This window comes from Rhizobium sophoriradicis, from assembly GCF_003939025.1.
GTDB lineage: Bacteria > Pseudomonadota > Alphaproteobacteria > Rhizobiales > Rhizobiaceae > Rhizobium > Rhizobium sophoriradicis.
Genome location: NZ_RQIH01000004.1, coordinates 232388 through 251151 on the forward strand (window position 1 = coordinate 232388; position 18764 = coordinate 251151).

Below are 18764 nucleotides of genomic sequence, written 5' to 3' on the forward strand. Positions count from 1 at the left end.
TGGACCTCAGTGGATCAGCATGCCGCCGTTGACGTCGATGACCGCGCCGGTTACGTAGGCCGACAGATCCGAGGCGAGGAACAGGTAGATATTCGCGACGTCGGCGGCGTCTCCGAGCCGGCTCAGTGGGATGCCCTTGATGATGTCGGCGCGCATCTCATCGGTGAGCTTGCCACCGGTGATATCTGTCTGGATGAGGCCAGGCGTGACGGAGTTGACGCGAATGCCGGCTGGACCGAATTCGCGAGCCATCGCTTTGGCGAGGCCGAGCACACCTGCCTTGGCTGCGGAGTAATGTGGCCCGCCGAAGATGCCGCCGCCACGCTGTGCCGAGACAGAGGACATGCAGGCAATCGATCCGCCACCATTGTCGCGCATGTAGGGGATGAAGGCTTGGCTTAGGAAGAGTACGCCGGTCATGTTGACCGCCACGATCCGCTGCCAGTCGGCTTCGGTGATATCGAGCGTGCCGACCGGCTGAGTGATGCCGGCATTGTTGATGAGCGCATTTACCGAACCGAACGAAGCGATCACCTTGGATGCGGCATCGGCGCAGGACGCCTTGTCGGCGACGTCGCAGCGCAGGCCGACATGGTTGCCGGACTTGACGCTCGGCAGCGCCGCGGCGGCGTCCTCAGCGGCGTCGGCATCGATATCGAGGACGGCGACGCGGGCGCCATGCTCGGCGAAAAGCTGCGCCGTTGCACGGCCGATGCCGCGCCTGCTCGCCGCGCCCGAAATGACCGCGGTCTTCCCATTCAGTAGCATGTGATCTCCTCCCGATGCGTCCCGAGCATCTGGCAAATCTTCGACAAGTCAGTTGGCTTGCGGGATCGAAACTGATCGAGTTGACGCCGTTCGACAAACGCGAAGTTTACAACGGTGGGTGAATCTGGTTCACTAATCCGATGTTACAGATGGCCTCACTTTCCGCGGTCCGCATCTTTGAAGCCGCAGCGAGGCTGGCGTCTTTCCGCGCTGCAGCCGAGGAGCTGCACCTGTCGCCCAGCGCCGTAAGTCACGCCATTGCAAAGCTCGAGCGTGACCTTGGCATCTCGCTCTTCGAGCGAAGCACGCGAAAGGTCACCTTGACTCTGGCGGGGCAGACGCTCCTCTCCCATGCCTCCAACGCCTTTGAAGAGCTTCGTCGCGGTGTTGAGATGATTTCATCCAACAAGACCCACCTACTGCGGGTTCACTGCGCGCCGAGCTACGCAGCGCAGGTGCTCTCGGCACGTCTTCCAGACTTCCTGGGCAAGAACGAGGGGGTTGAGGTCCGGGTGGCGGCAAGCACAAACTACGCGCGTTTCGTGGACGGCCTCTTCGATGTCGACATCGTTTACGGCGAACCATCGAACAGAGAAGATTTGATCGTCGTGCCGCTTGGAGAAGAGATCATTTCTCCGCTGTGTTCTCCAAAGATGGCTGAACGACTGAAAAACCCGCGCGACCTGGCGCGTCTTCCCCTCATCCGCAGCGACCTGAAAAGGATTCAGTGGATCGACTGGTTCGAACTCAACAATCTCGGCCCCCCGCCGCTGCCCGCCATGAGCTTCGATAGAAGCTTTCTGGCAGTCGACGCCGCGGCGAACGGGCTGGGAGTGGCGTTGGAGTCCAACACTCTGGCAAGGCGCGAGCTGGACAGCGGGCGTCTGGTCCGCCCGTTCAGCAACAGCCGCGACAACCGCTACATCGGCCATTACCTCGCCTATCCAAAGGCCGGCAGCCAACGGCGGCTGTCAAAGGTGTTCGCCGACTGGTTAACGTCGCAGACCTTTTGAGAAAAATATTTGTTCGTCCCTAAAGAGGCTGAGCGTCAAACCATTTCTCTGGGGAATCAATTGCGGCCGGCGGCGATCAGGGCGTGAGCGGCATCGCGGAGCAAACCCGTCGCCTCGCCGGGTTCGAAGACCTGCATGCTGACAAATGCGCCGTTGATCAGCACCGCGAGTTGCCCGGCAAGCCGGTCGGGCGCAGCAACCGCCAGTCTCCCGGCGATGGCCTTAAGGCGCCGCCGCATTTCGCGCATATGGGCCTCGGCGACCTTGCGGGCGGGGTGACCGGCTTCCGGAAATTCGGCAGCGGTGTTGATCTGCGGGCAGCCTCGGTAATTGTCCCGTCCGACCCTTTCGCCGATCCATTCGAAATGGGCGTCGAGTTCGGCCAAAGCGTCATCCGCATGCCGCTCGGTTACTCGGTCCCAGGTGCTCCAGAAATCCAGGTCCTCGCGCTTGAGAAAGGCGGCAATCAAATCGTCCTTTGTGCCAAAATGGCGGTAGAGACTAGTTTTGGCGACCCCAGATTTTTCCACCACCAAATCGACGCCGACGGCGCGGACGCCGCGCCGGTAGAAGAGTTCCGATGCCGTCTCGAGAATTCTGTCCCGGACCTCGTTCACGGCTGGGGCAGGTGCGTTCGCTGTGCTTTTCGTCATTCGCTTATCTCCAATTCAGCCACACTAGCAGAAAAATGGTTGACACGCTACAGACCTGTATGTTTTGTAAGAAACAGACAGGTCTGTAGCGCAGGAGAGAACAATGACCATGCATCAAGCCGCCATCATCAGAACACCCCAGACCGCCGTCGCGGTTTTCGGCGCAAACGGCCATACCGGCCGGTTTGTCGTCACCGAACTGATGCGGCGCGGGTTGAAACCGATTGCGATCGGTCGGACTGCCGGGCGATTGGCGGAAGCGGGTTTTCCGGAACGTGGCGTCGAATGCCGCGAAGCAGCCATAGAGGATGACGCGGCGCTCGACAGGGCACTCGCCGAAGCGGCGGCGGCGATCAACTGCGCCGGCCCGTTCATCGAGACGGCTGACGCGGTCGTGCGTGCCGCGTTGCGCGCCGGCATCCACTATCTCGATATAACTGCTGAACAGCCGAGTGTTCAGGCCACGTTCGACCGGCATGGGGCTGCGGCCGGAAAAGCAGGCGTAGCCGTCATCCCGGCCATGGGATTTTACGGCGGTCTTGCCGATCTGCTGGTGGCAGCCCTGATGGACGAATGGCAGGATGCAGACACTGTCGAAATCCGGGTCGCGCTCGACAGCTGGCTGCCCACGAAAGGCACGCGCGTAACCGGCGAGAAGAACAGGACACAGCGCCTCGCCGTCAGCGGCGGAGAGCTTCGGCCCGTCCAACAGCCACCGGCGGAGAAGGCGGCCGTTTTGCCGGCGCCATTCGGCCGGCAAACATTCGTCGAGCTGCCATTTTCGGAAGTACCGCTCATCGCCCGCCACGTCCGCATCAGGGAGCTGCACACCTTTCTCAGCACGACAGCCCTGCGGGATGTTCGCGATCCGTCAACGCCCCCGCCCCAGGCCATCGATGAAACCGGGCGTTCGGCGCAGCGCTTCGCCGTCGAAGTGATCATCACGCAAGGCGACCTGCGTCGCCGGCTTCTCGCCCAGGGACAGGACATCTATGCGGTCACGGCGCCGATCATCTGCGAAGCGGTCCAGCGCATCCTGTCGGGCGACATCCGCGACACCGGTGCAAAGCCACCGGCTGCCATTTTTGATGCTGGGAGTTTCCTGCAGGCGCTCGGCTCGAATCTGCTGGTTGAGACATCGGAAACCTGAGGTTTCCGCATAATCGGGGGCGTTGCTTCACAATTCCTGAGCTTTCCGCGAGAGATCGCTCAAAAGCGGGTGGCGCGCTCAGGCCGCAAAAAGATACTTCCGTCCCGCCTGATATTGGGGGACCTCAGAAGCAGAAACAGGTAGATCTGCCGCCATGACCGGAGCCGCCACTCCATAACGAACTTACTGGTCAGACTGTTCGTCCAGAGTGGAAAGCGCGTCCTGCAGCCTGAGCGCAGCCAGTGCCTTCGTTGCCTCATCAGGAGACCATCCGGCCTCCAGTGCTGCGGAGAGAACCAGCGATTCCGTTTGAAGTTCGAGCTTCTCATACAGCGGTTCAATGGCCTCGCGTGCGGTGACGACGTGCTGGTCGGGCGGCGTGATGGGTGTCGCAGCAACCGTGGGCATAATGCTCCTCCTTTTGAACGCTAAGGTTCGAAACCCAATTGCAGGCATGCTTGTTCCGCTCACATCGCATTTTAGCCGTATCACGGCTGACGGAACTGTTGCGAAAACTCTGGACGGTCGCAACGTCGTCCGCCCTCGGCGTCTCTGGGTCGCAGCGAAAAACTTCGCCCGATGTGAACGAACCTACAGGCTACCGCACAATTGGCGAAAGCGGAAGCGACTTGCGGTAATGAACAAATTTTGCGGCTTGCTCGCGTATTTTGAAGAAGGGCGCCGCTATCAAGAACGCCGCCATATCTGGCGAAATCTCCTCCATTTCAGAAAGGCGCGAATGATGATCGCAGGCGGTATCTTCCTGTGGTCGCCGACGGTCCCCTGCCTGGCGGTCGGCGCGTTCGGGTCGAGCAGAAAGGCGACCAGGATGCTTGCGCTCTTCGCCTCTGCTTCGAGCCTGTCATAGGATTGATGCAGGCCCTGCTCGCCTTCGGCAAAAAGCTGCCCGTCGGCGACGACGGCGCCGCTGAAGACGTAGAAGTAGAGATCCCTGCCTTGCTTGCGCGGGAATTCCGCCCGTGCGCCCGCGTCCAGCCGGATGTCGAAGATGTCGACGGCGCTGCGGACATAAAACGGCGCGCCCTCCCCTTCCGGGCTCACCAGATGTCGCCAGACATTCGCCGTGGCCGCGGAGATCGGGCCGTGTTGAATTTTCGGCGCGAGGCCGGCCGCTCGCGGACGGATGAGGATCTGCAGCATGCGCAGCGGCGGGTCGGAGACCAGCGTCTCCTCGGAATGCCAGAAGCCGGTTCCGGCATTCATCACCATCAGATGATCGCGGTCGACGACCAGCCGGCCGGTGGCCTTGTCGTCGTGGCGCATGACGCCTTCGGGCACCCAGGAGACGATCTCGTCGTCGCGATGCTCATGCATGGCGATCAGGCGGCCGGGGGCAAGGATGGATTCGACGACCATGGCGAGAGGGCCGTGGCCGTGATCGCTCGGTTTCGGCTGCATCCATCCCGGCATGTTGACATGCGCGACGAAGCCTCCCGCATCCCGCACCACGAATGTCCGTTCGCCCTTAAGCAGCATCGCGTCCTCCATGCCTGCAAGGCTGTGACGACACCTACTCTCAGCTGGGAAGATGCGTGAGAACGCCTGCTGCCATCAATCGAACAGGTGCGCCGCGGGGGCCAACAGGCAGGTGGTGGCAATCGTCTTGCTGACGATGCCGATGAATGGCCTTAGTGGCAATCTGAAAACATCCGCCGTAATCGATTCGCTGACGGGATCTCCCATGACCATCGACGCCGCCCGAACTCCGCATCCGATCTATTTTGCCGGCGCTTTCGCCACGGGCGGGCTCCTCACCTTCATGGTGCACCTCAATGGTGAGCTGGCACGCTATGGCAATCCGCTGTTTTCCTCCTGGACCGCGCACGGCACCGGCATCGTCGCCGCCGTCATTCTTCTCCTGCTGGTCCACCGGCGGCGTAGGCCAAAGCCGCAACAGAGCCTGCGCGCGCCTATATGGGCCTATTTTGGCGGCATTTCCGGCGCGGCAACCGTCATGCTGACTTCGATGACGGTCAACTCGCCTCTCGGGCTGTCCGGCACCCTGGCGCTCGGGCTCGCAGGCCAGGTCGTGTTCAGCGTCGCGGCCGACAGCTGGGGACTGTTCGGCCTGCCCAAGCGCCATCCCGACAGACGCGACATTGCTGCGCTCGGCCTCGCCGTTGCGGGGGCGGCACTGATCATCTTGTTCGGGCGAGGTGCGGCGTGACGCTCTTCATTCTGCTTGCTTGCCTCGGCGGCGTGCTCGTCGGCCTCAGCCGTCAGCTCAATGGACGATTGAGCATCTCGACGACGCCGCTGATCGCTTCCTTCTGGAATCACGCCGTCGGCTTTGCCGTCCTCACCGGGCTTGGGCTCTTCGTCGGTGGCCTGCTTCCTGCCGGTGCTGCCGAGGCGCCCTGGTATGCCTATCTCGGCGGTCCGCTCGGCGTTGTCTTCGTGGCGGCCGGCAGCTGGGCGATTGCGCGGATCGGTGCGGTCAATTCGGCTCTGCTGATCATCGGCGGGCAGATGGTAACGGGGGTGGCGTTCGATTATATCAGCGCCGTGCCTGGGTCCTTCTGGGCGAATGCCGGCGGAATTCTTCTCATCATCGGCGGAATGGTGGTCAGCCGGGGACGGCGCAAGGTCGAGCGTCCGCAATAGCCGGACACGACATTTGCCGGGCTGGTGCAGCCCGGCGGGGGATGTCTTCTCCCCGCCGCGTCAGGTCGCTGCATGCTCAAGCAAGGTATTTGGTAAACCAGTCGACTGTCCGCTGCCAGGCGAGCTTGGCGGCCGCTTCGTCGTAGCGCGGCGTGCTATCATTGTGGAAGCCGTGATTGACGTCGGGGTAGATATGGGCCTCGTAGGTTTTTCCGGCTGATTTCAGCGCCGCTTCATAGGCCGGCCAGCCTTCGTTGATGCCCTTGTCCAGCCCGGCATAGTGAAGAAGCAGCGGCGCCTTGATCTTCGGCACGTCCTCGGCGCGCGGCTGCCTGCCGTAGAACGGCACGGCGGCGGCAAGCTCGGGATAGGCGACCGCTGCGGCGTTGGCGACGCCGCCGCCGTAGCAGAAGCCGACGATGCCGACCTTGCCGGTGGTGAGATCATTCTTCATCAGAAACTCGACCGCCGCGAAGAAGTCGTTCATCAGCTTTTCCGGATCAACCTTCTGCTGAAGCTCGCGCCCCTTTTCGTCATTGCCGGGGTAGCCGCCGACCGAGGTGAGGCCGTCGGGCGCCAGCGCAATGAAGCCGGCCTTCGCCACCCGCCGCGCCACATCCTCGATATAGGGGTTCAGGCCCCGGTTCTCGTGCACGACCACCACGGCGGCGACTTTGCCGGTGGCGTTTTTGGGGCGGACGAGATAGCCGCGGACATCGCCGTTTCCTTTCGGCGAGGGATAGGTGATGTATTCGGCTGATATATCCGGATCGGTTGCCTCGACCTGGGTCGCCAGCGCATAATTCGGGCTCAGCGACGCCAGAATGGCGGCCGCGGTCACGCCCCCGACGGCGAATTTGCCGGCCCGGTCGAGAAACTCGCGCTTGGTGATCTTCCCGTGCGCGTAATAATCGTAGAGTTCGAGCAGTTCCTGTGGGAAATCCTTGGCTGTCATGCGGGTCATGATGGCTCCTCCTGGCCGCGGGTTCTCACAGCATCCTACACAGGTAAGCTCTCGGCTCGTTTCAACATTTCGCGAGTTTCGCGTGAGCTTGCCGGCACAATTGCCGTCAGTTGCAATCATGCCCTTTCTTCTGCGCCTGGGCTCCTACGATGCACCTGTTCCATTCGGCGCCTCCGCATCCCTGCCGTTGACCGCGCTGATCGAAAGCCGGCTGCCGATTATGAAAATCAATTTCATGCTCGCGGCGCGATGCCCGTTTTCTATTGACGCCTCCGGATTTTTGTCCCAACTTAAAGAAAATAAATTACTTAATCGGGAACCTGATCGGCATGAAAGTGGGAATCATCGGGCTCGGATTCCGGCTCGGCTATCTCGGCTATGTCTTCAAAGCGATCGATAGCAGCTTCGACATGGTCGGCTATGTTGATCCGGATCCCGCCGGCCTTCCCGGTTTGACGGAAAAGGGCATTTCGGCCGGCAAGGCCTATGCTTCGCCGGAAGAGCTCATCTCCTCCGAAAAGCTCGATCTGCTGATGATCGGCTCTCCCAACCATATGCATCTCGATCATATCAGGCTGGGGCTGCAGGCCGGTCTCAAGGTCTTCTGCGAAAAGCCGATCGTCACGACGATCGCCGAAAGCATCGAGCTTGCCCACCTGATGGCGAAGTTCGGCCATGAGCGGCTGATGGTCGGCCTGGTTCTGCGTTACTCCCCGCTTTACAAGGACCTGCGCACCATCCAGGCCGAGGGCAAGCTCGGCCAGATCGTCTCGATCGAGGCTTCCGAACATATCGAGCCCTATCACGGCGCCTTCTTCATGCGCGACTGGCGCCGCTACGAGCGCTATTCCGGCAGTTTCATGCTGGAAAAATGCTGCCACGACCTCGACCTTTATAATGGTGTCGTCGGCGCAAGGCCGGAGCGGGTCGCCAGTTTCGGCGGCCGCAAGAGCTTCATTCCAGCCAACGACCCGGCCCGCGAGGGCATCAACGACCTCGAGCTTTTCCATCGCAAGCCGAGCGGCTGGATGGGCTCCGACAAGGTGTTCGACAGCGACGCCGACATCATCGATTACCAGGTGGCGATCGTCGAATATGAAAATGGCGTCGGCATGAACTTCCACACCAATCTCAACGTGCCCGACCAGTTCCGCCGCTTCGCCATTATGGGCTCGCGCGGCATGGCCGAAGGCGATTTCGTCCGCGGCTATCTCGACGTGCACGAGCAGCTGACCGGCAACAAGATCGTCGAAAACAAATATGCCGCCACCGAGCTCTCGCAGCATTACGGCGCCGACGAGCAGATGGCGAGCGATCTGCTCGAAAGCGTGCGCACCGGGCTCGAACTGCCGGTGTCCACGCTGAACGCGCTCGAAGCCGGCATCCTGGCGCTGGCGATGGACGAAGCGAGGATGAAGAAAACGGTCGTCGACCTGCGTCCCATCTGGGACCGATTCGACGAGGCCCTTCACGCAAGAGCGGCTTGAGGAAGGCGGCAAGATGAGTGTCCAAAGAAGCGCCTTCATCTTCGCCTGGATCCTCCTTCTTCCGGCCGTTCTCTATGTTCTCGCCATCGTCGCCTATCCCCTCGTCGATACGTTCATTCTCTCCTTCACCGACGCGTCGCTGCGAAAGACCACCAATTGGGTCGGCTGGGTCAATTACGAGAAGATCTTCAACGCCACATTTGCCGAGGTCATCCTCCGCACCTTCATCTGGACCTTCTTCTCGGTCGCCCTGAAAATGGTGATCGGCACCTTCGGTGCCTGCATGCTGAATGCCGCCGTACCCGGCCGCTCTTTGTTCCGGCTTTTGACCATGCCGCCATGGATCGTGCCGATGGCCATCGGCATCTTCATGTGGGGCTGGATGTATAATGGCCAGTTCGGGATGATCTCAGGCCTGTTGCAGCGTTTCGGCCTCGTCGACGGCCCGGTCGCCTTCCTTGCCTATGGCAGCACCGCCTTCTGGGCGACGATCGTCACCGACGTGTGGATCGGCGTGCCGTTGGTGACGATCTACTTCCTGGCGGCGATCCAATCCATTCCGAAGGATCTCTACGAGGCCGCCTGGACCGACGGCGCCGGCCGCTGGTACCGCTTCCGCCGTATCACCCTGCCGCTGATGGTTCCCGCCATCATCACCATGTCGATGCTGTCGCTGATCGCCACCTTCAACTCCTTCGACATTATCTGGATCCTGACGCAGGGCGGCCCGAGCGGCGAAACGACGACGATGATCATCGATACCTACCACACCGCGATCGGCTCGAAGAAGTACGGTGAGGGTGCGGCGCGCGCGGTGCTGATCTGCATCTTCCTGTCGCTCTTCTGCTTCGCCTATTTCCGCGTCACCCGCCACCTCAACCCGGAGAAGCGCGCATGAGCAGTGCTGCCATGATCGACCGTTACCGCTGGTGGGAGATCATCCTGATCTATTGCGGCATCGCGCTGTTCCTGTTTTTCGTGCTGGCGCCTTTCTTCGAAGGCTTCATGGTGTCGCTGAAGCCGCTTAGCCAGCTCTTCTCCTCGCCCTACCGCTTCTGGCCGGAGAACGGCTCCTTCGAAGCTTACCGGACGATGTGGATCAGCGTGCCGGGTTTCGCGCGCTATATTTTCAACTCCTTCTTCATCTCGATCATCGTCACGCTGATCGTGCTCTGCCTGGTCATTCCGGCGGCCTATGCCTTCGCCAGGTTCGAATTCAAGGGCATGGGCATCCTGCTCGGCGCCTTTCTGACGGTGAACATGTTCTCCGGCGCCGTGCTTCTGATCCCGCTCTTCCGGCTGATGCGCAGCATGGGCGTGCTCAACACCTATCTCGCCATGATCGTGCCGGGTGTCGCCTTCCTCATCCCGTCGGCGATCTGGCTGCTGCGCACCTACATGATCCGTATCCCGCAGGAACTCAACGAAGCGGCCTATATGGATGGCGCCAGCCACTTCTACACGCTTCGCCGCGTCATCCTGCCCATTGCGATGCCGGGGATTATCGTCGTCGCCATCACCACCTTCATCGGCGCTTACGCCCAGCAATTCATCTTCGCGCTGACCTTCAACTCGAAGACCGAATACATGCCCTTGCCGGTGGGGCTCTTTGCTTACTTCGGCAAGCAGGAGGTCATCTGGAACGAACTGATGGCGGCTTCCTTCGTCGGCATCGCGCCGGCGATGGTCGTCATCTTCTTCCTTCAGCGTTACCTCGTCGGCGGGCTGACCGCCGGTGCGGTGAAACAATAAGAGCAAAAACGAGTGAACAGCTAACCAAGAACGGGAGTCACGACGTGAGTATAACAATCAAGACAGGCCTTATGGCCCTCGCCTTGCTCGGTTCGACGGCACTGACCGCGGTCACTGCCCAGGCAGCCGACAAGGAAATCAGCTGGATCTATTGCGGCGATACGATCGACCCGGTCCACACCAAATACATCAAGCAATGGGAAGAAAAGAACGCCGGCTGGAAGATCGCGCCCGAAGTCGTCGGCTGGGCGCAGTGCCAGGACAAGGCAACGACGCTTGCCGCCGCCGGCACCCCGGTTGCCATGGCCTATGTCGGCTCGCGCACGCTGAAGGAGTTCGCCCAGAACGATCTCATCGTTCCAGTGCCGATGACCGAAGACGAGAAGAAGGCCTATTACCCCCATATCGTCGACACGGTGACCTTCGAGGGCAACCAGTGGGGTGTTCCGATCGCCTTCTCCACCAAGGCGCTCTACTGGAACAAGGACCTCTTCAAGCAGGCCGGCCTCGACCCCGAGAAGCCGCCGAAGACCTGGGCCGAAGAGATCGAGATGGCAAAGACCATCAAGGAAAAAACCGGCATTCCCGGCTTCGGCCTCGTCGCCAAGACCTTCGACAACACGATGCACCAGTTCATGCATTGGGTTTACACCAACAATGGCAGCGTGATCGATGCCGACGGCAAGGTCACCCTCGACAGCCCCGAGGTTCTCGCCGCGCTGAAGGCCTATAAGGACATCGTCCCCTACTCCGAAGAAGGCCCGACGGCCTATGAGCAGAACGAAGTCCGCGCCATCTTCCTCGACGGCAAGGTCGCGATGATCCAGGCAGGCTCCGGCGCGGCAGACCGCCTGAAGAAGACGCAGATCAGCTGGGGTATCACCACCCTGCCGCTCGGCCCCAACGCCAAGGGCCCGGGCACGCTTCTGATCACCGACAGCCTGGCGATCTTCAAGGGTTCGGGCGTCGAGGACAAGGCGACCGAGTTCGCCAAGTTCATCACCTCGCCGGATGTGCAGTCGGAGTACGAATTGCAGGGCGGCGCCGGCCTCACGCCGCTACGCCCCTCGGCAAAGGTCGACGAATTCGTCGCCAAGGATCCCTACTGGAAGCCGCTCATCGAGGGCATCAGCTATGGTGGTCCCGAGCCGCTTTTCACCGACTATAAGGGCTTCCAGAACTCGATGATCGAGATGATCCAGTCGGTGGTGACAGGCAAGGCCGAACCGGAGGCAGCGCTGAAGAAGGCTGCCGGCGAAATCGAAGCCTTCAAGTAAGCACTCCTGAATCTCCCCGGGGTCGCGGCACAAGCCGCGGCCCCTCCCCTCTATCGAATGTGCGACGAAGGCCGCCGGCGGAGACAGATTTTTGGGACAGCTCCTTCTCAACAATGTTCAGAAATTCTACGGCGACTACGAAGTTCTGAAGGGCGTGCAGCTCGAGGTGAAGAACGGCGAGTTCGTCGTCTTCGTCGGCCCGTCCGGCTGCGGAAAATCCACCCTGCTGCGGATGATCGCCGGCCTCGATGCAACGACCGCGGGCGACATCGTCATCAATGGCGTCAGGGTCAACGACCTGCCGCCGGTCAAGCGCGGCATCGCCATGGTGTTCCAGTCCTACGCGCTCTATCCGCACATGACGGTATTCGAGAACATCGCCTTCCCGCTGCGCGTCGAGAAGATGGAAGAGGCAAAGCTCAAGGCCAAGGTGGAAAACGCCGCCCGCATCCTGCATCTCGACCAGCGGCTGCAGCAGAAGCCCGGCATGCTCTCCGGCGGCCAGCGCCAGCGCGTCGCGATCGGCCGCGCCATCGTGCGCGAACCGAAGATCTTCCTGTTCGACGAGCCGCTCTCCAATCTCGACGCGGCGCTGCGCGCCGACATGCGCATCGAGCTGGCCAAGCTGCACCGGCAGTTGAAGGCGACGATGATCTATGTGACGCACGACCAGGTCGAAGCCATGACGATGGCCGACCGCATCGTCGTGCTCGACGCCGGCAATATCTCGCAGACCGGCGCGCCGCTGGAGCTTTACCACAAGCCCGCCAACCAGTTCGTCGCCGGCTTCATCGGCAACCCGAAAATGAATTTCCTGCCCGTCACCTGCAAGAGCGTCAGCGCCGCCGGCGTCGAAGTCGATTATCTCGGCCAGACCGCCGTCCTGCCGGTGACCCCGCGCGACGGCATGGCCGGCAAGACCCTGACGCTCGGCATCCGCCCGGAGCACATCCAGCTCAACGGCGGCGATATCGTCTTCACCGTCACCCCGACCGTGATCGAGCGCCTCGGCGCCAATACGGTGGCTTACGCCTCGCTCAACGGCGAGGCCGAGAACTTCTGCGCCATGCTGCCCGGCAGCGTCGGCATCCGCCCCGACACGCCGGTTGCCACCGGCATCAATGCCGCCGACTGCCATCTTTTCGACGAGACGGGCATTGCGTTTGAGCGCCGTGTGGAGCTGACGGAAATCGATATGAACGTGATCAATCCGACGGCGGCATGAGCTGGCTCTGTTCGAGACATCCCGTCGATCATCGCTGCTGTCTGGCGCGGACATTCGCGAGGATGGCTGCAATGCTCTCTCATCTCGGCCGTTGATTAGCCCGACCTCGATCCAGACATCCTCCACCCAATGCGGCCCATGAATGGGATTTCCGGGAGTACGCAGCCAACGGCCGCCTAAGGAGAAATCACAACAAGAGCGCTGGAAATTACCTCCCCTTCCCGGCGGTAACTGTGCGGAACGCTTGAGTCAAAATAGATGGCGTCGCCGGCATCCAGCGCCGTCTCCTTGCCGTCCACATTGACGACAAGCCGACCGCTGAGCACGTAGATGAACTCAGCACTGCCATGTTGATGCGGCTCCGAGGGTGGCGAATCGATCGGGAACTCGGCGTAGAACGCCTCCATGCGGCGGTCAGCAGCGGGATAGTCCAGGCTTTCGAAGAAAAAGGCAGGGCGCTTTTCGCCCGGCGGGCTTGGAAGTTTGAGACGCTGCTCCTTTCGAACGACCGCGATGAGCGGCTCCTCCTTGTCGGCTTTGAAGAAGTGATCGAGGCCGACCCCAAAAACCATGGCGATGCGAAGCAGCGTCGGCAACGTAGGAAACATCTGCCCGCGCTCGATCTTCGAAAGCATCGCAGGCGAGAGCCCTGTATGCCCCGCCAGTTGCACCAGCCCCAGCTTCTTTCTCAGGCGCAGTGCCTTGATACGAGGGCCGATCGCGTAGCGCTGAAGCTCGTTGGAGAGCGTGTCGGAAAGCACGTCGTAAACTCCTTTTCGTTTCGGGAAACTAACACGGCGACAATTTTCACCACAAGATAATTGTATTTGTCCTCACGAAAATTTGAGTGGCAATAAAACCGATGTTCTCCAAATGAAAATGGTGAGGTGCAATGGGCACCCGTCATCGAGAGGAGAATGACATGAAAATGAAGAGCCTTTTGTTCGCTGCAGCGATGGTGTTCGGCAGCAGCTTCAGCGCAGTCGCCGCGGAGAAGGATGTTGTCAATACTGCCGTGGAGGCAGGTAAATTCAAGACGTTGGCGACCGCGCTCGAAGCGGCAGGCCTGGTCACCACTCTCAAAGGAGCAGGTCCGTTCACGGTCTTTGCTCCGACCGATGAAGCCTTCGCCAAGTTGCCGGCCGGTACCGTCGAAAGCCTGTTGAAGCCGGAGAACAAGCAAAAGCTCACCGAGATACTCACTTACCATGTGGTCGCGGGGAAGGTCATGGCTAAGGACGTGGCCGGTATCGATGAAGCGAAGTCGGTCAATGGCAAAATGATCGACATCGACGTCGATGGCTCCACAGTCAAGGTCAATGACGCCGCCGTCACCTCTGCCGACATTGCTGCCTCGAACGGCGTCATCCATGTCATCGACAAGGTGATCATGCCGCCGGAAGGCTGACCGCGTCCTCGATCTGGAGAACAACCATGAAGATCATCAACATTGTCACGCTCACCCTCCTAGTCGTAGGCGGGCTGAACTGGGGTCTGGTCGGGCTATTTGGCTTTGACCTTGTGGCCGCCATCTTCGGGGCTGGCTCGGCTCTCGCCCGGATTGTTTACATCCTGGTGGGGCTATCGGCGGCCTGGCAGGTCATACCCCTGTCTTCTGCAATGGGCTCCGGCGAGTTTGCCGCTCGCCAGAACCGATAGGATGTTCGGAGGGACCCGCTTACAGCGTGGGCGGTTCCCTCCATTTTTTGGCGGATGGACATGCATTCCCTCCTTGTGCTGGTCGCCTTCCAGGTCGCGAGCTTTGCCGCGGCGGCTACCGGTGTGATGTTCCGGCCAGGCGACTGGTACAAGCAGCTCGACAAGCCGGATTGGCGCCCGCCGGATTGGCTGTTCGCCCCGGTCTGGACGGCTCTTTATGCATCGATCGGATTGTCGGGCTGGCTCCTATGGCGAGAGGCAGGCGTTACTGGCGCAGCACTCCCGCTCGGCGTCTATGCAGTCCAACTTCTGCTCAATGCTGCGTGGTCGCCGCTCTTTTTTGGACTTCACCGACCCGGGCTAGCCGCGGCGGAGATCATGCTGCTTTGGGGTGCGATTCTGGCGACAATCATCCTGTTTTACCCGGCGAATGCGGCGGCTGCCTTGTTGCTTGTTCCTTACCTTATGTGGGTGAGTTTTGCAGCGGCACTGAACCTCTCGATCTGGCGGCGCAACCGCTCGAAACCACTATCGGAGGGCGCCCGATGAAGGTGCGGTGGATCGTCGTGAATGATCGGATGCAGCAAGGCTACCGATACGCTCTCGCTGCGCCAATCGGCAGCAAGTTTCATCCCGATTTCCGGCCGGAGCTGACACCCGCCGAGATGCTTGCGCTTGGCGTGTTCGGCGGCAAGTACATAACGGATTGTCGCGACGAATTCCCGGAAAGTTGGTTTGCAGAGGCCCGTCTGTCGTCGCTGCGAAAAGATCCGTCGCTGAATTGCTTCGGTGTCGACGCCAGCCAACCGCTCAGCGTCTGGCGGGCCAAGGGATGGATACACCCCGACGATCCGCGTGGCTGGTTCCAGTGGTACTGCCGCTATTACCAAGGTCGCCGCATGCCCGGCGAGGACGAGCGACAGATCGCCCGTTGGAAAGCCATTCGCCGTCATGTCGCTCAGCTTCGCCGAGCCTGCGAGCCTGGAGATTGCTGGTGCCGGCCGCGTCAGCGCCAGGCTCTGATGCATTGGGCATATGACAGCCGCTCGATTTAATAATCCATTTGCTGCTGCAGGGCATCGCCAGCGACGCGTGCAACTGACCGATATGGACGTGATCAACCCGGCGGCGGTCCGAACGGCTCGTTCGGCGCCGGCGGATCGGCCTGGCCGAATTGACTCGCGTGGCGCTTCCACGGCCAGGACGCCGCCGGCTGCGGACTTCGGTCGTATGGCTGCATTGCGCCGCTCGATCAGTTCTCTACGACGTCGACGCGACGGGTGCTCTAGTACGCCATCTGCGCGCGCAGGCGCGGCACGATCCAGTCGAGGAAGCAGCGCACCTTCTGCGACAGGGGATCGGCTGGCCCATGCATCACGTTCACCGGCAGCGGTTCCGGCGCGAACTCCGTCAGTAATTCCTGCAGAGCGCCGGAGCGCAGCTGATCGGAAATCTGGTAAGATAGGACGCGGATAATGCCGATTCCTGCGAGTGCAGCCTGAACGGCCGCCTCCGTCGTGTTGACAGCGAGTTTGGGGCGCGGCTCGATGCTGAAGGCTGGACCGTCCCGGCGATAGCGCCATTCCGGCGCGGTCGCAAAGCCCTGGAAGCTGATACCGTCATGTCCGACAAGCTCTTCCGGCTGCCGCGGGACGCCTCGGCGCGCGAGATAGTCGGGGCTGGCGCAGATCACCCGGCGGACACTGCCGACGCGCGTTGCGATCAGTGCACTGTCCGTCAGGTGGCCAATTCTAAGAGCCACATCAACCTGCTCGTCCGCCAGATTGATCTGCCGATCAACCAGCGTCAGGCGCAGATTGATTATGGGTTGCTCCTTCAAGAATTCCAGCGCGATTGGCAGCAGATGACGTTCGCCGAAAGCAACAGGTGCGGTCACATGGAGCCCACCACGCAGCGCGCCATGGTCGCCGCTCGCCTGCCGCTCCGCCGCATCCAGCTCATCAAGGATACGCCGCGAGGCGGCGACGAAGGCGCGCCCCTCCTCGGTCAGCGAGAGGCCCCGGCGAGTGCGCAGCACCAAGGGCACGCCGAGATGCCTTTCAAGATCGGCGACCTTACGGCTGACGGTGGCAAGCGGTGCATGCAGTCGCCGCGCCCCGGCAGAAAGGCTGCCGGCGTCGACCACCGCCAGCAGCACCGTCATCGCGTCAAAACGGTCCATCCAATTCCTTCCGCAATCTGGGAGGAAAGTTCCCAAAATGGCAGGATACCCTACTGTTTGTGGATGTCATAGCTTCACCTTCGTTCAAGGGCGCTGCCCGGTTCCCCATATTCCAAATGATCAGGAAGGACGTCATGCCCAAACTTTCGCGTCGTGCCTTTGCAAGCGCTCTCCCTCTCGGCCTCCTCGGGGGAAGCCTCCTCGGCGGAGGAATGATTGAAGGCTCGTCTGCGCTTGCCGCGACACAGGATACCGGTAAAGCGCCGGTCAGTGTTACGCCGCTCGCGCAGATCCGCATCGGTCGTTTCACGGTAACGGCGTTGACGGATGGCTATGCGGATATGCCCTACAATTATTTTCCCGGGCGCACCGCGGCGGAGGTTGAACAGGCGGCAGTCGCGCAGTTCACCGCTCGCGCCAGCGGGGTGCGGTTCCTCTTCAACCAGTATCTCGTCGAGGATGGCGAACGCCGCATCCTCATCGACGCCGGTGCGGCAGGCTCGATCGGGCAAACCGGCCGTTTGCCGCAGGCGCTCGCCGCGCTCGGCTTGCAGCGAGACCAAATTGACGCGGTGATCGTGACGCATATGCATCAGGACCACATGGGCGGGCTGATTCTCGGAGGCAAGAACAACTATCCCAATGCGGAACTCTATATAGATCGGCGCGACGTCGCCCATTGGATCGATCCGGCCAAGCGCAACGGCGCGCCCGATTATCTGCAGACCAGTTTCAAGATGGCCGACGAGGTCGTGCGCCTCTACCCCAGACTTCAGGCGATCGACGGAGAGCGAGAAATCGTGCCGGGCGTCTCGATCGTCGACCTGACCGGCCACACACCCGGCCATATCGGCGTGCGGGTCGAGGATGGCGGACAGAGCCTCATCATGGTTTCGGACATGATCTTTCCCGTCGTTCATCCTGGGGCGACCGATGTGTTCTTCCTGTTCGAGCAGGATCCTGCCGCGGCAAAGGCGATGCGCGACCGGTTCTTTCCTCGCGCCGCTTCCGAGGGCACCCTCATCGCCGCCACGCACATGCCCTTCCCAGGGCTCGGCCGTGTCGTCGCCGACCGCGGGCAGATGCGCTGGCAGACCGCGGACTGGGCCTTGCAGAACTGAGGTCGGCTGCGGCTGCGAGGGTAGAATCGCTATGACCGCCTCCGCGGCGGCTCCGCCGCGATCAGGTGGTTTCGCTCAACCAGGCCGGCTCCTAGCTGATGAGGCCGCAGGCCGCGACGTTCTCGACGTGGCGCTGCGCGCCGACATGCGCATCGAGCTTGCCAAGCTGCACCGGCAGCTGAAGGCGACGATGATCTATGTGACGCACGACCAGGTCGAAGCCATGACCATGGCCGACCGCATCGTCGTGCTCGACGCCGGCAATATCTCCCAGACCGGCGCGCCGCTGGAGCTTTATCACAAGCCCGCCAACCAGTTCGTCGCCGGCTTCATCGGCAATCCGAAGATGAATTTCCTGCCGGTTACCTGCAAGAGCGTCAGCGCCGCCGGCGTCGAAGTCGATTATCTCGGCCAGGCCGCCGTTCTGCCGGTGACCCCGCGCGACGGCATGGCCGGCAAGACCATGACGCTCGGCGTTCGCCCGGAGCATATCCAGCTCAACGGCGGCGACATCGTCTTTACCGTCACCCCGACCGTCATCGAACGCCTCGGCGCCAATACGGTCGCCTATGCCTCACTCAACGGCGAGGCCGAGAATTTCTGCGCCATGCTCCCCGGCAGCGTCGGCATCCGCCCCGATGCACCTGTAGCAACCGGCATCAATGCAGCCGATTGCCATCTCTTCGATGAGGCGGGCATTGCCTTCGAGCGGCGCGTGGAACTGACGGAGATCGATATGAATGCGATCAACCCGACGGCGGCTTGAAGCGGCTGTTTTTGTACAGGCGGTTCGTTATGCTAGGGGCGAAATGATGTGCTAAGCAATTGCGGTTGCCCGCCCGCCGAAGTCCGGGCTGTTTTCACTATACAAGTTCGTTGAACAGTCTC

At 61.4% G+C, this 18764-nt stretch carries 22 protein-coding genes and 1 pseudogene; 15 read left to right on the plus strand and 8 right to left on the minus strand.

Annotated features, from left to right (window positions below):
- Positions 1-6 precede the first annotated feature (6 nt).
- Positions 7-768, minus strand: coding sequence for an SDR family NAD(P)-dependent oxidoreductase (locus EFR00_RS08060; RefSeq protein WP_077989608.1), 762 nt, complete (start codon positions 766-768; stop codon positions 7-9).
- Positions 769-908: 140 nt separating this feature from the next.
- Between EFR00_RS08060 and EFR00_RS08065 the strand changes: the two genes are divergently transcribed.
- Positions 909-1781, plus strand: a complete 873-nt coding sequence (locus EFR00_RS08065; protein ID WP_040111550.1) for a LysR substrate-binding domain-containing protein — start codon at positions 909-911, stop codon at positions 1779-1781.
- Positions 1782-1837: 56 nt separating this feature from the next.
- Here the strand turns inward: EFR00_RS08065 and EFR00_RS08070 are convergent, their stop codons facing one another.
- Positions 1838-2434 carry a TetR/AcrR family transcriptional regulator gene (locus EFR00_RS08070; protein WP_040141290.1) on the minus strand — a complete coding sequence of 199 codons (597 nt, stop codon included), beginning with the start codon at positions 2432-2434 and terminating at the stop codon, positions 1838-1840.
- Positions 2435-2537: 103 nt separating this feature from the next.
- Here EFR00_RS08070 and EFR00_RS08075 point away from each other — a divergent pair, with 103 nt between their 5' ends.
- Entirely contained in the window at positions 2538-3584 is a 1047-nt protein-coding gene (locus EFR00_RS08075; protein WP_077989607.1) for a saccharopine dehydrogenase family protein, read from the plus strand.
- A 183-nt stretch (positions 3585-3767) separates the two neighbouring features.
- Here the strand turns inward: EFR00_RS08075 and EFR00_RS08080 are convergent, their stop codons facing one another.
- From EFR00_RS08080 to EFR00_RS33875, 3 genes are all read right to left on the minus strand, one after another.
- Entirely contained in the window at positions 3768-3992 is a 225-nt protein-coding gene (locus tag EFR00_RS08080) for a hypothetical protein (RefSeq protein WP_009995706.1), read from the minus strand.
- Between the two features lie 279 nt (positions 3993-4271).
- Positions 4272-5081 (minus strand): pirin family protein, encoded by an 810-nt coding sequence (locus EFR00_RS08085; protein WP_077989606.1) that lies wholly within the window; start codon positions 5079-5081, stop codon positions 4272-4274.
- Positions 5082-5156: 75 nt separating this feature from the next.
- Positions 5157-5288 carry a hypothetical protein gene (locus EFR00_RS33875; RefSeq protein WP_280954334.1) on the minus strand — a complete coding sequence of 44 codons (132 nt, stop codon included), beginning with the start codon at positions 5286-5288 and terminating at the stop codon, positions 5157-5159.
- On the opposite strand from EFR00_RS33875, the gene EFR00_RS08090 reads away from it, so the two are divergent.
- A complete protein-coding gene (locus tag EFR00_RS08090) occupies positions 5287-5772 on the plus strand; it encodes a DMT family transporter (protein WP_077989769.1) in 486 nt (161 codons plus the stop codon). The genes EFR00_RS33875 and EFR00_RS08090 overlap by 2 nt on opposite strands.
- Positions 5769-6209 (plus strand): DMT family transporter, encoded by a 441-nt coding sequence (locus EFR00_RS08095; RefSeq protein WP_077989605.1) that lies wholly within the window; start codon positions 5769-5771, stop codon positions 6207-6209. The genes EFR00_RS08090 and EFR00_RS08095 overlap by 4 nt, the downstream gene beginning before the upstream one ends.
- A gap of 76 nt (positions 6210-6285) precedes the next feature.
- Here EFR00_RS08095 and yghX read toward each other — a convergent pair whose 3' ends face one another.
- On the minus strand, positions 6286-7173 hold the full coding sequence (gene yghX, locus EFR00_RS08100; RefSeq protein ID WP_077989604.1) for a YghX family hydrolase: 888 nt from the start codon (positions 7171-7173) through the stop codon (positions 6286-6288).
- 329 nt (positions 7174-7502) lie between these two features.
- On the opposite strand from yghX, the gene EFR00_RS08105 reads away from it, so the two are divergent.
- From EFR00_RS08105 to EFR00_RS08125, 5 genes are all read left to right on the plus strand, one after another.
- A complete protein-coding gene (locus EFR00_RS08105; RefSeq protein WP_077989603.1) occupies positions 7503-8660 on the plus strand; it encodes a Gfo/Idh/MocA family protein in 1158 nt (385 codons plus the stop codon).
- A gap of 13 nt (positions 8661-8673) precedes the next feature.
- A complete protein-coding gene (locus EFR00_RS08110) occupies positions 8674-9558 on the plus strand; it encodes a carbohydrate ABC transporter permease (RefSeq protein WP_040111556.1) in 885 nt (294 codons plus the stop codon).
- Positions 9555-10412, plus strand: coding sequence for a carbohydrate ABC transporter permease (locus EFR00_RS08115; RefSeq protein ID WP_077989602.1), 858 nt, complete (start codon positions 9555-9557; stop codon positions 10410-10412). The genes EFR00_RS08110 and EFR00_RS08115 overlap by 4 nt, the downstream gene beginning before the upstream one ends.
- 71 nt (positions 10413-10483) lie before the next feature.
- Positions 10484-11689 carry an ABC transporter substrate-binding protein gene (locus EFR00_RS08120; RefSeq protein WP_077989601.1) on the plus strand — a complete coding sequence of 402 codons (1206 nt, stop codon included), beginning with the start codon at positions 10484-10486 and terminating at the stop codon, positions 11687-11689.
- A gap of 91 nt (positions 11690-11780) precedes the next feature.
- Positions 11781-12914 (plus strand): ABC transporter ATP-binding protein, encoded by a 1134-nt coding sequence (locus tag EFR00_RS08125; RefSeq protein ID WP_077989600.1) that lies wholly within the window; start codon positions 11781-11783, stop codon positions 12912-12914.
- Between the two features lie 176 nt (positions 12915-13090).
- Here EFR00_RS08125 and EFR00_RS08130 read toward each other — a convergent pair whose 3' ends face one another.
- Entirely contained in the window at positions 13091-13675 is a 585-nt protein-coding gene (locus EFR00_RS08130) for a helix-turn-helix domain-containing protein (RefSeq protein WP_077989599.1), read from the minus strand.
- 161 nt (positions 13676-13836) lie between these two features.
- On the opposite strand from EFR00_RS08130, the gene EFR00_RS08135 reads away from it, so the two are divergent.
- The 4 genes from EFR00_RS08135 to EFR00_RS08150 are packed head-to-tail and all read left to right on the plus strand — an operon-like array spanning position 13837 to position 15628.
- Positions 13837-14322 carry a fasciclin domain-containing protein gene (locus EFR00_RS08135; RefSeq protein WP_009990021.1) on the plus strand — a complete coding sequence of 162 codons (486 nt, stop codon included), beginning with the start codon at positions 13837-13839 and terminating at the stop codon, positions 14320-14322.
- Positions 14323-14348: 26 nt separating this feature from the next.
- A complete protein-coding gene (locus EFR00_RS08140; RefSeq protein ID WP_009990023.1) occupies positions 14349-14573 on the plus strand; it encodes a DUF378 domain-containing protein in 225 nt (74 codons plus the stop codon).
- 60 nt (positions 14574-14633) lie between these two features.
- A complete protein-coding gene (locus EFR00_RS08145; RefSeq protein ID WP_077989598.1) occupies positions 14634-15122 on the plus strand; it encodes a TspO/MBR family protein in 489 nt (162 codons plus the stop codon).
- Complete coding sequence (locus EFR00_RS08150; RefSeq protein WP_077989597.1) at positions 15119-15628, plus strand: hypothetical protein; 510 nt, start codon at positions 15119-15121, stop codon at positions 15626-15628. Before EFR00_RS08145 ends, EFR00_RS08150 begins: the two co-directional genes overlap by 4 nt.
- A gap of 230 nt (positions 15629-15858) precedes the next feature.
- Here the strand turns inward: EFR00_RS08150 and EFR00_RS08155 are convergent, their stop codons facing one another.
- Positions 15859-16755: a LysR family transcriptional regulator gene (locus EFR00_RS08155; RefSeq protein ID WP_077989596.1), complete on the minus strand. Its 897-nt coding sequence runs from the start codon at positions 16753-16755 to the stop codon at positions 15859-15861.
- 134 nt (positions 16756-16889) lie between these two features.
- Here EFR00_RS08155 and EFR00_RS08160 point away from each other — a divergent pair, with 134 nt between their 5' ends.
- Together EFR00_RS08160 and EFR00_RS08165 are read left to right on the plus strand one after the other, a co-directional pair.
- Complete coding sequence (locus EFR00_RS08160) at positions 16890-17876, plus strand: MBL fold metallo-hydrolase (protein WP_077989595.1); 987 nt, start codon at positions 16890-16892, stop codon at positions 17874-17876.
- Between the two features lie 121 nt (positions 17877-17997).
- Positions 17998-18642: pseudogene (locus EFR00_RS08165) on the plus strand (ABC transporter ATP-binding protein); the annotation flags it as partial.
- Positions 18643-18764 lie beyond the last annotated feature (122 nt).

What these genes read in the sequence shown, in the direction of transcription:
- EFR00_RS08160 (WP_077989595.1), top strand. Translation starts at nt 16,890, where the DNA reads ATGCCCAAACTTTCGCGTCGTGCCTTTGCAAGCGCTCTCCCTCTCGGC.
- EFR00_RS08145 (WP_077989598.1), top strand. Translation starts at nt 14,634, where the DNA reads ATGCATTCCCTCCTTGTGCTGGTCGCCTTCCAGGTCGCGAGCTTTGCC.
- yghX (WP_077989604.1), bottom strand. Translation starts at nt 7,173, where the DNA reads ATGACCCGCATGACAGCCAAGGATTTCCCACAGGAACTGCTCGAACTC.
- EFR00_RS08060 (WP_077989608.1), bottom strand. Translation starts at nt 768, where the DNA reads ATGCTACTGAATGGGAAGACCGCGGTCATTTCGGGCGCGGCGAGCAGG.
- EFR00_RS08115 (WP_077989602.1), top strand. Translation starts at nt 9,555, where the DNA reads ATGAGCAGTGCTGCCATGATCGACCGTTACCGCTGGTGGGAGATCATC.
- EFR00_RS08085 (WP_077989606.1), bottom strand. Translation starts at nt 5,081, where the DNA reads ATGCTGCTTAAGGGCGAACGGACATTCGTGGTGCGGGATGCGGGAGGC.
- EFR00_RS08075 (WP_077989607.1), top strand. Translation starts at nt 2,538, where the DNA reads ATGACCATGCATCAAGCCGCCATCATCAGAACACCCCAGACCGCCGTC.
- EFR00_RS08140 (WP_009990023.1), top strand. Translation starts at nt 14,349, where the DNA reads ATGAAGATCATCAACATTGTCACGCTCACCCTCCTAGTCGTAGGCGGG.
- EFR00_RS08080 (WP_009995706.1), bottom strand. Translation starts at nt 3,992, where the DNA reads ATGCCCACGGTTGCTGCGACACCCATCACGCCGCCCGACCAGCACGTC.
- EFR00_RS33875 (WP_280954334.1), bottom strand. Translation starts at nt 5,288, where the DNA reads ATGGGAGATCCCGTCAGCGAATCGATTACGGCGGATGTTTTCAGATTG.
- EFR00_RS08110 (WP_040111556.1), top strand. Translation starts at nt 8,674, where the DNA reads ATGAGTGTCCAAAGAAGCGCCTTCATCTTCGCCTGGATCCTCCTTCTT.
- EFR00_RS08090 (WP_077989769.1), top strand. Translation starts at nt 5,287, where the DNA reads ATGACCATCGACGCCGCCCGAACTCCGCATCCGATCTATTTTGCCGGC.
- EFR00_RS08155 (WP_077989596.1), bottom strand. Translation starts at nt 16,755, where the DNA reads ATGGACCGTTTTGACGCGATGACGGTGCTGCTGGCGGTGGTCGACGCC.
- EFR00_RS08105 (WP_077989603.1), top strand. Translation starts at nt 7,503, where the DNA reads ATGAAAGTGGGAATCATCGGGCTCGGATTCCGGCTCGGCTATCTCGGC.
- EFR00_RS08135 (WP_009990021.1), top strand. Translation starts at nt 13,837, where the DNA reads ATGAAAATGAAGAGCCTTTTGTTCGCTGCAGCGATGGTGTTCGGCAGC.
- EFR00_RS08065 (WP_040111550.1), top strand. Translation starts at nt 909, where the DNA reads ATGTTACAGATGGCCTCACTTTCCGCGGTCCGCATCTTTGAAGCCGCA.
- EFR00_RS08150 (WP_077989597.1), top strand. Translation starts at nt 15,119, where the DNA reads ATGAAGGTGCGGTGGATCGTCGTGAATGATCGGATGCAGCAAGGCTAC.
- EFR00_RS08070 (WP_040141290.1), bottom strand. Translation starts at nt 2,434, where the DNA reads ATGACGAAAAGCACAGCGAACGCACCTGCCCCAGCCGTGAACGAGGTC.
- EFR00_RS08120 (WP_077989601.1), top strand. Translation starts at nt 10,484, where the DNA reads ATGGCCCTCGCCTTGCTCGGTTCGACGGCACTGACCGCGGTCACTGCC.